The organism is Pseudomyxococcus flavus (genome assembly GCF_050038885.1).
Taxonomy (GTDB): domain Bacteria; phylum Myxococcota; class Myxococcia; order Myxococcales; family Myxococcaceae; genus Myxococcus; species Myxococcus flavus.
Map to the genome: position 1 here is coordinate 2,116,710 of NZ_CP143624.1, position 13,394 is coordinate 2,130,103.

12 protein-coding genes and 1 pseudogene are annotated in these 13,394 nt (G+C 67.4%); 2 read left to right on the forward strand and 11 right to left on the reverse strand.

Translation table 11 applies throughout. The features are described from left to right. Positions 1 to 38: 38 nt before the first annotated feature. Together aceA and VZL07_RS08865 are read left to right on the forward strand one after the other, a co-directional pair. Entirely contained in the window at positions 39 to 1,325 is a 1,287-nt protein-coding gene (gene aceA, locus VZL07_RS08860) for an isocitrate lyase (protein WP_426754919.1), read from the forward strand. 174 nt (positions 1,326 to 1,499) lie between these two features. Beyond that, positions 1,500 to 1,904, forward strand: a complete 405-nt coding sequence (locus VZL07_RS08865) for a hypothetical protein (RefSeq protein WP_426754920.1) — start codon at positions 1,500 to 1,502, stop codon at positions 1,902 to 1,904. Between the two features lie 12 nt (positions 1,905 to 1,916). Here VZL07_RS08865 and VZL07_RS08870 read toward each other — a convergent pair whose 3' ends face one another. The 11 genes and pseudogenes from VZL07_RS08870 to VZL07_RS08920 form a co-directional block, all read right to left on the reverse strand. Next, positions 1,917 to 2,159, reverse strand: coding sequence for a hypothetical protein (locus tag VZL07_RS08870; RefSeq protein WP_426754921.1), 243 nt, complete (start codon positions 2,157 to 2,159; stop codon positions 1,917 to 1,919). A gap of 68 nt (positions 2,160 to 2,227) precedes the next feature. Beyond that, a complete protein-coding gene (locus VZL07_RS08875) occupies positions 2,228 to 2,566 on the reverse strand; it encodes a hypothetical protein (protein WP_426754922.1) in 339 nt (112 codons plus the stop codon). Between the two features lie 74 nt (positions 2,567 to 2,640). Further along, positions 2,641 to 2,754, reverse strand: a pseudogene (locus VZL07_RS08880) (double-CXXCG motif protein); the annotation flags it as partial. A 15-nt stretch (positions 2,755 to 2,769) separates the two neighbouring features. After that, positions 2,770 to 4,053 (reverse strand): TIGR04013 family B12-binding domain/radical SAM domain-containing protein, encoded by a 1,284-nt coding sequence (locus tag VZL07_RS08885; RefSeq protein WP_426754923.1) that lies wholly within the window; start codon positions 4,051 to 4,053, stop codon positions 2,770 to 2,772. Positions 4,054 to 4,142: 89 nt separating this feature from the next. Beyond that, positions 4,143 to 5,738, reverse strand: coding sequence for a serine hydrolase domain-containing protein (locus VZL07_RS08890; protein WP_426754924.1), 1,596 nt, complete (start codon positions 5,736 to 5,738; stop codon positions 4,143 to 4,145). Between the two features lie 275 nt (positions 5,739 to 6,013). Then, a complete protein-coding gene (locus tag VZL07_RS08895) occupies positions 6,014 to 7,525 on the reverse strand; it encodes a peroxidase family protein (RefSeq protein WP_426754925.1) in 1,512 nt (503 codons plus the stop codon). Between the two features lie 31 nt (positions 7,526 to 7,556). Further along, positions 7,557 to 8,090: an AidA/PixA family protein gene (locus VZL07_RS08900; protein ID WP_426754926.1), complete on the reverse strand. Its 534-nt coding sequence runs from the start codon at positions 8,088 to 8,090 to the stop codon at positions 7,557 to 7,559. A gap of 58 nt (positions 8,091 to 8,148) precedes the next feature. Then, on the reverse strand, positions 8,149 to 8,685 hold the full coding sequence (locus VZL07_RS08905) for an AidA/PixA family protein (RefSeq protein ID WP_426754927.1): 537 nt from the start codon (positions 8,683 to 8,685) through the stop codon (positions 8,149 to 8,151). 35 nt (positions 8,686 to 8,720) lie between these two features. Then, a complete protein-coding gene (locus VZL07_RS08910) occupies positions 8,721 to 9,899 on the reverse strand; it encodes an FAD-dependent oxidoreductase (RefSeq protein ID WP_426754928.1) in 1,179 nt (392 codons plus the stop codon). 16 nt (positions 9,900 to 9,915) lie between these two features. Next, on the reverse strand, positions 9,916 to 11,655 hold the full coding sequence (locus VZL07_RS08915) for a flavin monoamine oxidase family protein (protein WP_426754929.1): 1,740 nt from the start codon (positions 11,653 to 11,655) through the stop codon (positions 9,916 to 9,918). Between the two features lie 488 nt (positions 11,656 to 12,143). Beyond that, on the reverse strand, positions 12,144 to 13,244 hold the full coding sequence (locus tag VZL07_RS08920) for a heparin lyase I family protein (RefSeq protein ID WP_426754930.1): 1,101 nt from the start codon (positions 13,242 to 13,244) through the stop codon (positions 12,144 to 12,146). Positions 13,245 to 13,394: the final 150 nt, after the last annotated feature.

A 13,394-nucleotide genomic window follows, 5' to 3' on the forward strand; every position in this document is an offset into this window, starting at 1 on the left:
CAGCAATCCATCACCTTTACCGAAGCGAGGAGCCCACGATGTACGACGCCACGCCGACGACGACCGATGCCTCCCCTCACGCCAAGCTCCACGCTCAGCGTTTCGAAGGCATCAAGCGCAACTACACCCCGAAGGACGTGGAGAAGCTCCGCGGCTCCGTCACCATCAGCTACACGCTGGCGGAGATGGGCGCGAAGAAGCTCTGGGAGCTGCTCCACACCGAGGACTACATCAACGCGCTCGGCTCGCTCACCGGCAACCAGGCGGTGCAGATGGTGCGCGCGGGACTGAAGGCCATCTATCTGTCCGGCTGGCAGGTGGCGGCGGACGCCAACTCGGCCGGGCAGATGTACCCGGACCAGAGCCTCTACCCGGTGGACAGCGTCCCCACCGTGGTGCGGAAGATCAACAACGCCCTGCGCCGCGCGGACCAGATTGACCACGCGGAGGGCCGCAAGGACCGCTACTGGTTCGCGCCCATCATCGCCGACGCCGAGGCCGGCTTCGGCGGCCCGCTCAACGCCTTCGAGCTGATGAAGGGCATGATTGAGGCGGGCGCCGCCGGCGTGCACTTCGAGGACCAGCTCGCCAGCGAGAAGAAGTGCGGCCACATGGGCGGCAAGGTGCTGGTGCCCACCAGCCACTTCATCCGCACCCTCAACGCGGCCCGCCTCGCGGCGGACGTCATGGGCGTGCCCACCCTGCTGGTGGCCCGCACGGACGCGGACAGCGCCAAGCTGCTGATGAGCGACGCGGACGAGTACGACCACGCCTTCATCGACAAGAAGGCCGGCCGCACCGCGGAGGGCTTCTACCGCCTCAACGGCGGCCTGGACTGCGCCATCGCCCGCGGCCTGGCGTATGCCCCGTACGCGGACCTGGTCTGGTGCGAGACGAGCACCCCGGACCTGGTGCAGGCGAAGAAGTTCGCCGAGGGCATCCGCGCGAAGTACCCGAACAAGCTCCTGGCCTACAACTGCTCGCCGTCCTTCAACTGGAAGAAGAACCTGGACGACGCCACCATCGCCAGGTTCCAGCGCGAGCTGGGCGCCATGGGCTACAAGTTCCAGTTCGTCACCCTGGCCGGCTTCCACGCGCTCAACTTCGGGATGTACGAGCTGGCGCGGAAGTACAAGGACCGCGGCATGGCCGCCTACAGCGAGCTGCAGCAGGCCGAGTTCGCGGCGGAGAAGGACGGCTACACCGCCACGCGCCACCAGCGCGAGGTGGGCACCGGCTACTTCGACCAGGTGGCCGAGGTCATCTCCGGCGGCAACGCCAGCACGCTCGCGCTGACGGAGTCCACCGAGGCCCACCAGTTCTAGGAACCGGCTGAAGGCTCCCGCCAAGGCCGCGGCTGACGGGCAGCACGCCCGTAAGTCCGCGGCCTTCGGCCATTTTGGGCCTCATGCGCAACTTCGCCGGGCGGCCGGGCGATAATGGGGTTCGAGAGGTCCGACACGTGCGTGGTGCGCGTCCCGGGCCGAGACGGAGCCGCCATGACCCGCATCAACGCCTTCACCGGTCCCCGGATTCAGTCTGCCACCACGCAGGCGAGCAGCGGCCCTGCCAGCACGGGCTTCGGCGCGCTGGTGAACCCGATGGCCCCCGCCAACCGGCCTGGGGACCCGCTGATGGTATCGGGGGGAGCGGTGGTGGCCTCGGCGCTCGCCTCGGTGGGCAGCTCGCCGCACAACGGCCTGTTGAACTCCTACCTGTCCGCCGTGGGCCGCGGCCCCCTCGCGGAGGATGGCTCGCGGGCGGCCACGCCGGCCCCCGCCGGCTCGGAGCAGGCGCGGCAGGAGCAGGTCATGCTGGAGCTGGCCGAGCTCTCCGCCGCGACGCTCTCCAACTCCATCCTGCACATGGGCAACAAGATGAAGGTGGACCTCGAGCGGGAGTAATCCGCCAGGTTCTCAGCCCTTCTTCTTGTCGCTCTTCGCGTTGTAGGCGGCGCGCTGGCCTCGCTGGAGCTCGGGGGCTTCACGCCACGGCACGTCGACGTCGGTGCGCTGCCCGCCATTCTGCTCGGTCACGTCGTTGAGGAACTCGGCGCGTCCCTCGGAGGGGACGCGATCTCCGTCCGCCTCGGGGTCCTTCTGCTTCTCTGGATCCAACGGGATGCCCGCGCCACGCTTGAGGTAGTCCTTGGGGTCCATATCTCCCAAGGTGGCGATGGTGGCCGTCGGTGCGCAGAGGGCGAACGGCCGGGCGGGCCCCTGGTGGCTCAGTTGAGGTACTTGGGCCGGGGTGGCTCGGCGGGCTGCTGCTTCATCAGCTCCAGCCCCTGCCGCGTGAGGACGAAGCGCACCACGCCGGAGCCGCGCTCGGTCTCGATTTCGGCCTCGAAGGCAGGCCCGGCGATGCCGCCGAACGAGACGTCCTTGCGCAGGTTCACCACCCGGCCGCTCAGCATGTCTCCGGCCACCTCCCTTGCCCCGTCACCGCGCTGGTGCAGCTCGTAGGCCGCCTGGTGCAGCGTCATCGCCAGCGAGGGCGACAGTGGCTGGTTGCTGAAGAGGACGGAGATGAGGACCCAGTAGGGAGGTGCCTGGTCGGTGGACATCGCGCCCCCATCCTAAGCGCCTGGCGCGGCGGAGGCCCGAGGAAGTGAACGCCCGGAGACACCCGGCTGGCGCGCTAGCGGGTGGGCAGCTCGCGGCAGGTGATGCCCTCCAGGCCCAGGCGCTCCACGGCGTCCTTGAAGCGCTCGGTGCCGACGATGGCCGTCACGAAGTTGCCCACGCGGAAGAGGTCCCGGTCCGTGACCTACCCCGCGCGCGGGCGACGGCGGGAGGCAATGCCCTCGGCCAGAGCGACCTGCTGCTTCCAGTGGCCATAGAGCCGTCCCTGCGAAGCCAGCCGGTCCAGCTTGCGCTGCGTCGCCTCGTCCACCGTCCCGGGCGGTGCATCGCGGAAGGGCGTCCCGGGCAACGGCATGAAGGTGTGCCCGTGCACCCGCGCGCCCAGCGCCGCCAGCTTCTCCATCAGCGCCACCGTGGCCTCGACGTCCTCGGGCGCCTCGCCCGGCAGGCCCAGGATGAAGTCCACGTTGGGAACGAAGCCCCCCTCCACCGCGATGCGCGTGGCCCGCACCACCGTCTCCACGTCGTGCCCACGGCGCGTGCTCTGGAGGATGCGCTCGGAGCCGGACTGCCCGCCGATGATGAGGTTGTCGTTGTGGACGTAGCGCTTGAGCAGCGCCAGCGCCTCCGGCGTGACGTGCTCGGGCCGGACCTCCGACGGGAAGGTGCCGTAGTAGATGCGCCCGTCCGGCGCCATGGCCTCCTTCACCGCGGCCAGCAGCGCCTCCACCGCGTCCAGGTTCACTGACTCGTCGGCGGTGCCGTAGGACATGGAGGTGGGCGTGATGAAGCGGATGTCCCGCCGGCCCGAGCGCCGCAGCTCCCGCGCCCAGTGCGCCACGTTGGCCACGGAGCGGTGGCGGAAGCGCGCCTTGCTCATGAACGGCGTCTGGCAGAAGCGGCACGCATAGATGCAGCCCCGCGTAATCTCGATGGCGCCGTACTGCCCGTTGCGCGCCGCGAAGGGCGGGAAGTCGTCGAGCTGCACGCCCTCGCCCCGGCCGTGCTGCACCAGCTTCCCGTCCTTCAGGTACGCGACGCCGTGCGTGTCCCGCGGCTCCTCGCCGCGCAGCACGCGTCCCAGCAGCGCCCGCAGCGTGACCTCGCCCTCCCCCACCGCCACCAGGTCGAAGCCGGCCTGGAGCGTCTGGAGCGTCTCCGCCGTGGCATGCACGCCGCCGGCGATGCACAGCACGCTCCGGCCCTCCAGCCGCTCACGCACCCACGCCAGCTCCTCCGCCGCGGGCGCGAAGCTGGCCGAATAGAAGGACCACGCCGCCACCACCGTGTCCCCGGCGTCCGCGCGCTCGCGGAGGGTGTCCAGGAGCGTCTCGCGGCTGCGCGGGAAGTGGAGCGTCACGTCCGCCAGGGCCGGGTCCGACTCCACGGCGCCCGCCAGCACGGTGAAGGCATACTTGCCCGGGTACTGGTAGCTCAGGACGAGCGAAACGCGGCGAGATGGCTGCATGCAGGACGGGCTTTATGCCACAGGCCCGCCCGCGCAAGCACACGGGCGGGCAGGCGGACTCACCGCCCGGTCCTGAGCGTCAGGGGCGCTCACGGAGACGGCACCAGCGACAAGGCTCGCTCGTTGAAGGTGGGGAACTCCATGACCTCCGGAGGCACCCGCCCGTCGGGCACCGCCATGCGAACCACGACGAGGTCCTGCTCCGGCACCACCAGCAGCAGCTGACCGAACGAGCCGCGCGCGGAGTACGCCTTCGGAGCCCCTTCCACCTGCGTGCGCAGCGGGATGCGAGCGCTCTTCTGCATGAGCTCCATCACGCCCTTCATCCCGCCCAGCCGCTCGGAGAGGCGCTGCATGAATTCGCCCGAGGGAATCGGCTGCCCCACGAGGTCCTTCAGGCGCGCCAGCGACGCCTCCGGCATCCCGTTGCGGCGCGCCTCGTTCACCAGGTCCTGGCCAAGCACCCGGAACGACTTCTCGTAGACGAGCCACCACAGCAGCCCCGCCGCCGGATTGTGGGCCTGCGACGGCGCGGCGGTGCACTCGCGAATCCACGCTTCACTGAGGATGCGCTGTCCCTGCCATACGCCCCGCTGGAGCATCAACTGGCCCACCTTGGCGAAGTCCACGGGGTGCAGGCGCAGGCCGGACATGCCCAGCGGATTGCCGGACGGGTCCTTCTGCCAGAACACGTCGCGGATGCCGAGCGGCTCGAAGAGGCGGCGCATGAGATACGCGTCCAGCTTCTCGCCCGAGGCGCGCTCCACCACGCCCGCCAGCAGGTTGGTGGCCTTGTTGTTGTAGAAGAACTGGCTGCCCGGCACGTCCACCACATGGCTGTCCAGCGCGTAGCGGACGAAGTCCCGCGACTCATAGATGTCCATCGCGTGGGCGTTCGCGGCCAGCCCCGAGGTGTGGCTGAGCAGGTGCCGCAACGTGACCTTCCCCTTCAGGCCGTCCTTCCACTCCGGGAAGAAGGTGGAGACAGGCGCGTCGGCGGAGGCAATCTTCCCTTCATCGATGAGCAGGCCAATGGCCAGCGCCACCACGCCCTTGGTGGCGGACATGGACTCGATGCGCTGCGTCTCGCCGCCGAAGTACCACTCGCCCACCAGCTTGCCGTGGCGGAGCACCACCAGGGCCGACGAGCCCGCGTCCTCGGCCGCCTTCACGAAGGCCGCGAGCGCGGCCTCCGACAGCCCCGCCTCGGCGGGCGTCGTCTTCTCCAGCCCCGCCCCCACGTTGCCCTCGACGCGAGCCTTCAGGGCGTTCTCCCGTGTACGCGCCACCAGTGCGTCGAAGCCCTCCATCTGGCGCAGCGGCTCCAACGACTTGTCATGCAGCAGGTCGCCCAGTGAGTTCATCCCCCGCTCGACGGCACGCTCCAGCCAGTTGAAGGCCGCGGCATTGTCTCCCGTGCCCAGCGCGGCATAGGCCGCGTACCAGGCCACCTCGTCCGTCTGGCGGCCCCCGTCCCAAAGCCGCTGCATCTCCGCGAGCGCGGCGTCGAACTGCCCCGCATTCATCGCCCTTCCGGCTCGTTGAAGCGCCTCGCGGAGCTGGGACTCCGGGTCCGCGGGCGCCGGCTGCGCCGGAGGAACTGGAGGAGAAGCGGGAGCGGCCACCGGCTGCGCGTGGGCACAGGCCAGCAGGGTGCAGAGAGGGAGGAAGAGGGTATGTCGCATAGGCGCTCCACGGGGTGGACTCGTTTGGACAACGTCTCCGGAGCGCCGCTATTGCATACCCCACGCAACAGGGCGAGGCGTTATCGCCCGTGGCCCGGGCCCTGGCGCCGGGCCGGAGAGGGACGAGGCGGGCAGCGCCAATTCGAGCACCCGGCTCGCCCCTCTTCCGCCTGCGTCTCGATGCACGTCACCCAGGCATGCCCCGGCGCACGACGCCGCGCGGCGGGCTCCTTTCGAGCACCACCGCCGACATCCGCGCGGGGACAGCGGCTGCGCTACGAGGCCGTGTACGCGTCCGCGATGCGCAGCAGGTCCACGATGGTGAAGTCGCCGTTCGTGCCGTACGTGGGCTTCCAACCCTTGTTATGTAGGAAGGACGTGGGGTCGTTCAGCAGGACGCTGAAGAAGGTCTCCCCCACGATGCGGCCGCCCACGGGCCCCAGGAAGCGCCCGTTGTTGGCGAGCTTCGCCTCCTTGAGGATGTAGTACCAGAGCGGCGCCACGGTGCTGCCCCAGCTCGCCGGCAACCCCAGCTGCGTGTTGGTGTACTGCGTCGCGCCCAGCGCCTTGGCGACCGTCTGTCCCGCCGGCAGCGTGAACTCGTTCTGCCGCAGCAGGTTGCGGCCCGGCAGCGACAGGTACAGCGGGTCCGGCTTCCCATTGTACTGGGGGTTGTCGAAGCCAGGGACGAGGACCGGGGGCAGTTGCAGCAGCTCCGACGCCACGTAGGTGTCGAACAGCTTGGCGCCTTGAGGCGTGACGCTGGGGTCCGTGTTGAAGAAGTACTTCCAGTCCACCCGCTTGTTCGGGCTCAGGAAGGTCCCACTGTTGTGCAGGTCGAATATCTGCACCTTCGAGTAGGTCGCGTTCACCTGGTAGTACTCGCGAACCGTCGCGTGGCCCATGCGATAGGCCGCCGCGGAGAACTCGATGGGAATCTGCTGGAGGCCGGGCGGGAAGTACCGTGGGCCGTTGTCCACCAGCTTCTCGTACAGCTCGTCGCCAATGAAGCGGCGGACGAAGTCGTGGTAGACGAGCCACTGGTAGTGCCAGCGCACGCGGCGCGCCGCCTCGGTGAAGAGGTCGCCGCCCGAGAAGCTGCTCGACAGGTCCTTGACCACCTGGTTGTGGAACTTGATGAAGGCCAGCTGGAGCTGGTTGACGAACATGTTGTCGTCATTGCGCGGGTCCCCGATGATGGCCGTGCCCTGCGAGTTGCGGAGCACGTCCCCATCCGGGTTGTCGGGACGGCCGAACAGCAGCGTGGCGCCGTCCTTCTGGTCGAACAGGAAGGCGTCCTGGACCGGCCCCCGGCCGTACACGTTGCCCAGGTCGAGCGTGGGCGTAATCGCGTCGCGCGTCTGGTTGGGCTGGGTGTCCTTGCTGTTGATGTCCGAGAAGACGTCGAAGGTCAGGTCGTGGTCCAGGAACTGCCCCAGGAAGGTGTACCCCGCGGGGATGGTGGGGTTCTCCTGGGGCACGTCGGGAGCCAGGTTGGCCACGTCCATGGGGCCTCCCGGCACCGTGAGCGCCCGGAGGTCCTCGACGTTGAAGACGGAGGGGGTCAGGTCCGGGAACATCCGGAAGTAGTCGGCGAAGACCGGGCCATTGTCTCCGTTCAGGACATTGGCGGACTTGCTGGAGATGACCGGGCCCACGACGCCGTGGGGCCGCACCAGGTTGCCGGAGGGCGACCTGGACAGCATCGCGTTCCCAGCGCCGCGGTGAAAGGGGCAGCCACTGCCCACGGGCGCGGAGACGCCCGGCGTTCGGCTCTTGTCGCTCATGATGGGTCTCTCTGTTCTTGGCGTGCGCGGCCTAGGACGTGATGGTGATGAACGGGTCCCAGGAGTAGGTCCCCACCTTGTTGCCCTTGTTGTCCGTCACCTGGACGTAGAGCTGGTACGTCACCTTCTGGCCCGGCACCGTGGCGGTCGGCTGCAAGGCCGTGGCCTGGAAGTAGAAGTCCTTGTAGGGCTGCGTGTTGAAGCCACCGGGCTGTCCGCCCACCACCTCGGGGACCGGCACCATGACGCTGGACACCAGCGGCTGGGGCTGGGTGATGCAGTCCGGGTTCTCGGAGACGGTCATCTTGTAGAGCACGGCGCTGTACCGGGTGTTGAGCGTCAGCGAGACCAGGCGCCACCGGAGGATGTCGTTGGTGCTCACGTCGACCGTCAGCTCCGGTATCGCCTCCGCTCCATCGGCATCGCTTCGCCGGACGATCATGTAGACACAGTCCGCGATCGCCACCCCTGGGTCATCCAGTGAGGCATTGGGGCCATACTCACTGATGACCTTGTCCACATCCACGACGGTGAGAATATCCACGTAGCCATTGTCCTGCGCCATGACGCACGAATCCTTTCAATAGAGAATCAAACCCAACCATCCCAGACGCACGGGCCGCTCAGGAGTTGATGGAGATCTGGGGGCCGCCCCACGAGAAGTACCCGAGGATGTCCCCGTCGTTGTCCGCCAGGGCGAACTCGAGCTTGTAGTAGACGGGGTCCGCCGAGGGATTCACCGCGGTCGCCTGGTAATAGGAGTCCGTGTACGTCTGCGTCTGGTTCACGTTCACCTGATAGCCATTCACCGACGGCACCGGGACGGTCACGATGGGCTCGATGAACGTGGGCTGGCTGAGGAGGTCGACGCCGCGGATGATGTCGCAGCCGCTGAGCGAGACGCTGAAGCGGGTGTTCCCGGTCAAGGAGGCGATTCGCCACCGGATGATGTTGTTGGTGTTGACCGTGAAGCTCAGGTTGTCCGCGGCCTGGCCGGAGAGCACGTCGTCCTGACGGACGAACATGTAGATGTAGGGCGTCTGGTCGCCCAGGTCGAGCGGCGAGTTGGAGTCCGTCGACAAGCTGCCCTGCTTGTCTTGGTAGAGGCTCTCGGCATCCACGATGACGAGGACATTGGCGGTTTTTTCCGTATCTGCCATGGAACGCTCCTTCGGGTGATGGGGGTGAAGCAGGCTCAGCGGGGCTTCAGGATTCCGGGCCGCTGGATGGAGAAGGGCTGGATGTTGAACTGGGTGACGCCGGTCAGCGCGAGCTCGGCGAGTATCTTCCCGAGCACCGGCGTGAACTTGAACGCCTGGCCGGTGTCGCCGGTGAACAGGAAGATGTCCTTGTGCCCCGGCAGGGCATCCAGGACGAAGTTCACGTCGGGCGTCATCGTATACAGACACCCCACGGCGTCATGCGCCAGGGATTGGAGTCCCTTGAAATGCGCGCGCATGAACGTGTTGAGCAGCGACACCATCTGCGGATCCGCCTGGGGCGGCGAGGTGGGTGGCGCGGAGGACTTCTTGAAGGTGAAGTCCGTTCCCACCTTGATGCGGCCGGGCGTCAGCAGCGGCGGCAGGCCGTAGTAGGTCGTGGTGTCGTCTCCGGGGAACTTGGGCGCGCCGAAGTAGAACCAGAGCGGATAGGAGTACTGCGACGACGCCACGGTGAAATAGGCGTACGTCATGGTCCAGATTTCCAGCGCGAGCTGGATGTTCAGGCTCTCGAGCACCTGGTTCGTCCACGCGGACGGCACCAGGATGAGCTTCTTCCCGGTGTAGCTCCCCTGCGCGGTCGTGACGGTGACTCCCGCTGGCGCCTCCTGGATGCGGCTCACGGTCCGGCGAGGGATGAACGTCACGCCCTGCTTCTGGCAAAGCTGGCGGAGGGCCAGGAGCGCCCGGTCCGCCGCGATGACGCCCGCCTGCGGCTGCTCCAGGCCCACGACGTCGTCGCTCAGTCCCTGGAGGACGGGGTAGCTGTCCGGGAAGTCCGCGGCGGTGAGGCGCCGGAAGGGCAGCCCCTGCTCCTCCAGAACGGTCTGGGCGCCCGCGAGGTTCCCCTCGGGCGTATTCACCCCGTTGGGGGGGCCGAAGAACAGGAGCGACGTGTCGTTGAGGATGCCCGTCAGCCCGCTGTCATCCTCCAGCTCCCGCCAGAGCGGGTACGCGGACTGCGCCAGCAAGGACAGGAGCGGGTCCGAGTACATCACCCGGAAGAAGCGCGACTCGCCCTTGGAGGAGAAGTAATCGTTGTCGATGTCGAACTGGTCCAGCAGCAGGACGTTCTTGCCCGCCTTCGAGCACCAGTAGGCAGCGGACAGACCAATGGCCCCCGCGCCCACGACCACCACGTCGTAGGTATCCATGTCGTGTTTGCCTTTGTTACCAGCCCAGGTAGTACTGGCTGTCCAGCCAGGAAGGCCACGCGAGGCCGAAGTGCGCCTGGAGCATCTTCTCCGCCTCGCAGAAGGCGCCCTCCACCCAGCCCTGCTGGTCCGAGTACGCCTCGCCGCAGATGTGGATGCTCTCGGCGGGGTCCGGGCGGCGCATGAAGGGCATCACGTCCCGCACGCTCACGCCGGCCCGCCATGCGTGGTAGCCGCCGCCGTAGGGGTCATCCGTCCAGTTGCGGAAGTAGGCGACGTACGGGTCGGGGATGGGGTTCTCGTTGCCGTGCAGCTCCTTGAGCTCGTTGAGCGCCTCCCGGACCATCACCGCCGGGGCCTGGAGGGGCTCCACCTCGGCCAGCGCCTCCGGCGACGCCAGGCGCGTGGCCCGGGGCTTGAAGCGCTCGAGGTTCTGATGGGGCGAATCCATCAGCGTGGACCAGAACGTCGTGGTCCGCATGTCGTTGTAGCTGGCCAGCAGGATGGAGTGGCTGTTCTGCGGGTCCGTGCCGAAGTAGTAGCACTGACGCATGGGCAGGTCGGTGATGGACTCGCCCGCGTGCGCGCCGAAGTCCGAGGTCCACCAGGGCGTCTCGAAGCCCATGAGCAGCTTGAACGCGGGCTCGGAGATGACGGAGTCGATGTTCTTCCGGACCTCCGCGCGCACCTCCGGGTTGGTGAAGAAGCGGTCCGCGCCAATCAACTCCAGGGAGCGGCGTGGCAGGGCGAGCACGACGGCATTGGCATACACCGTCCAGGACTTCCCGCTGAGACCGTTGCCGATGGTCAGGATGTACCGGTACCGGCTGCCGGGCGGTGCGGGGTCGAGCCGTTGAAGGCCGTTCTGCCCCCAGATGTGGGCGCGCTTGCCGCTGGGGTCCTGCGCCAGGTACTGCTGCGCAATGGTCTTGCCGAGCTGGTCATAGCCGCCCACCAGGGTCTGGTACTCCACCTCCGCGTTCGAGAAGTCCCCCACCATGTAGGGGAAGGCCTCCGCGGCGTTCCAGTTGATGGTGTTGGAATAGTAGCCCCCGGCCACCGCGAGGAACTCGTAGGCCTCCTGCCCCACCTGGTCCTTGATGAGATTCCAGAACCCCAGGTCGTTGACCTTCATGCCCTCGTAGGGCCCCGGCTTCAGGTAGGTGAGGTTGGGCTTGATGTCATCCCAGTCCCGGGCCGTCAGCTTGAAGGTGTAGTCATACGGCGGGGTGAACGTGACCTTGTCCGCGTAACGCTCCGTGAACCACGGGTCCGCGATGAGGACGTCGTAGATGACCTTGTTGAAGAGCTGGTCCGAGTCGAAGCCCACCACCTCGTCGGGTAGGAAGTAGCGCGTCTTGTACTGCCGGCGATTCTTCTGGGCCTCCGTCCACGCGTTGGCCTTGAAGCGCTGACCTCGCAGGTAGCGATAGTGATTGGCTTCGTCCCCCAGCGGGAAGTCCGTGGGTGTCAGCTCTTGCTTGAAGACCTTGGCGATGAGCGAATCGACAATCGCATGTGATTGCAAATATCGCATCCCACCAAGCTCCGCGGCCAGGGAGACTCCTGGCAGGAAGACAGACTCAATACGTCCTCCCAGCCGCTCGCCCAGCTCGAAGATGTGGACCGACCCGGGCCGGTTACCTCCGGGCGCGAGGTCGCCGGTGAGGAGCCTCCAGCCCGTATAGAGACCGGAGACGCCCGCTCCAATGATGGCCACGTCGAGCTGGAGCCCGTCGTCCATTCCCGTGTCCATGGGTGGGGGATTCACTCGCGACATGTCTGCCTCACAGGGAAAGCGTGGAGTGCGTTCTTGCGAACGTTCCCTGTGCAACCGCCACACCAAGGCTTCCAGCACGTCCCTTTTGTCTATCTTCAAGGACTTGCGCGCGGGGTGGTGCGTGGCATTGACGCGTCAAGCGTCAGGCTTTGCCCGGCCACCAAGAAGACAGACATCCGGAGCGCTGCTGACACGTCAGATGCTCCGCGGACGCGTCAGGAATTCTGGAGATGAAAGTCTCTCACTGCGGGGCGCCGTCATATGGAGACGGCGAAGCATGAGACGTATCACGTTGGGTCTTCAGCTCGAACGAGAGCGGCGCACCGCTTCGGAGCTGGACGGACCGTCCGTGTCGAGCCGACCTCGCCCGTGGGTACGAGCGCTCCGGATATGTGGAGCGCGCCGCGTCCCTCACGTTTTCCCACGAAGGCGCGCGAGCCTGGGGCCCACGCACCCCAGGAGGCTCAGCCCTTGCGGCGGCGGTAGCCGGCCAGGCCCATCAACCCCAGCAGCGCGAAGGCCGCCGCGGAGCCACCGGTGCTGCTGCACCCCGACTGCGCCGCGGTGCCATCTTCCGATGAGATGCCGCCGGGCGTGGGCACGTTCGGACCGGCGTCCGTGCCCGCGTCCACGGGCGACGTCGGCGTCCCCGCGTCGGCCTCGGGTTCGGGCTCCTGGGACGTGCCCGCATCCTCCGGGTCCGGGTCCACGGTGCCGGCGTCCTCCGGCGAGCCGGCATCCACCGGCGTCCCCGCGTCCACCGGCGTCCCCGCGTCCACGGGCGGCGGCTCCGGGTCCGGCTTCTGCTCGAGCACGTCCGCCAGCGCCGTCGCCTGCATGAAGCCGTCGTGGTAGACGACGCCCACCGGCCTCACCGTGTCGCTCCGGTAGAGGCCGACCTTCAGGTAGTTCCGCTGCCCCGAGTACATCGTCATCGCGCCGCGCTTGGGCAGCACCAGCTCCTTGTTGTGCCACAGCTCGACGAAGCCCACCTTCGGGTCGGGCGACCACTTCGCGTGCAGGATGAACTCGTGCCACACGCCCCGGGTGAGCTTCGTCCGCCACGGAATCTCGTTGGTGCCAGGGAGCGACAGGCGAATCTCCTCGCCCTTGACGTAGAACTCCACCGGCGGCGAGCCGCAGCACCCGTCGTGGTGCCACTGCGTGAAGAGCTGCCAGGTGTCCGCGCTGGGGAAGTCCTGCGCGAACATCACCTTCCAGCGGTAGTAGTACTCCGAGCCCACCGCCTCGTTGCTCATGTAGACCAGCTCGTTGCGGTTCCCGCTGGCGTTGATGGGGTCGTCGCCCTGGTACACCGTCGCCTTCAGCGCGTACTTGCCCTCGGCCACCGGGGACGTCACCACCTGCAGCCGGTTCGCGTTCACCATCTGCGTGCTGGAGTACTGCGAACGGTCACCCGTCTCGAAGTCTCCCCGCCACACGACGCCTGCCATCGCGAGCCCTGGGACACACCACATCACAAGCCAGCCGGGGACAAAGGCTTTCAAAAGACATCCTCGCAAAGGTTGGGAATGCGACGTCTGACACACCGTAGCGCAAACCATTCCCTGCTTCATTCCCGGGTCAAAACCTTCCCGCTGGCCTGGCAAGTGGACGGCCGGGCATGCAAGCCCTTGGATGTTTCAGTTGATGTTTCACGACGGGAGCGGGGCGGCTTGCACACTCCGACCGTCCTGGCAAGCCACCCACAACAC

Bases quoted from the DNA above. Each gene is read 5' to 3' on its own strand.
- aceA (WP_426754919.1), top strand. From the start codon at position 39: ATGTACGACGCCACGCCGACGACGACCGATGCCTCCCCTCACGCCAAG.
- VZL07_RS08865 (WP_426754920.1), top strand. From the start codon at position 1,500: ATGACCCGCATCAACGCCTTCACCGGTCCCCGGATTCAGTCTGCCACC.
- VZL07_RS08870 (WP_426754921.1), bottom strand. From the start codon at position 2,159: ATGGACCCCAAGGACTACCTCAAGCGTGGCGCGGGCATCCCGTTGGAT.
- VZL07_RS08875 (WP_426754922.1), bottom strand. From the start codon at position 2,566: ATGTCCACCGACCAGGCACCTCCCTACTGGGTCCTCATCTCCGTCCTC.
- VZL07_RS08885 (WP_426754923.1), bottom strand. From the start codon at position 4,053: ATGCAGCCATCTCGCCGCGTTTCGCTCGTCCTGAGCTACCAGTACCCG.
- VZL07_RS08890 (WP_426754924.1), bottom strand. From the start codon at position 5,738: ATGCGACATACCCTCTTCCTCCCTCTCTGCACCCTGCTGGCCTGTGCC.
- VZL07_RS08895 (WP_426754925.1), bottom strand. From the start codon at position 7,525: ATGAGCGACAAGAGCCGAACGCCGGGCGTCTCCGCGCCCGTGGGCAGT.
- VZL07_RS08900 (WP_426754926.1), bottom strand. From the start codon at position 8,090: ATGGCGCAGGACAATGGCTACGTGGATATTCTCACCGTCGTGGATGTG.
- VZL07_RS08905 (WP_426754927.1), bottom strand. From the start codon at position 8,685: ATGGCAGATACGGAAAAAACCGCCAATGTCCTCGTCATCGTGGATGCC.
- VZL07_RS08910 (WP_426754928.1), bottom strand. From the start codon at position 9,899: ATGGATACCTACGACGTGGTGGTCGTGGGCGCGGGGGCCATTGGTCTG.
- VZL07_RS08915 (WP_426754929.1), bottom strand. From the start codon at position 11,655: ATGGACACGGGAATGGACGACGGGCTCCAGCTCGACGTGGCCATCATT.
- VZL07_RS08920 (WP_426754930.1), bottom strand. From the start codon at position 13,244: ATGGTTTGCGCTACGGTGTGTCAGACGTCGCATTCCCAACCTTTGCGA.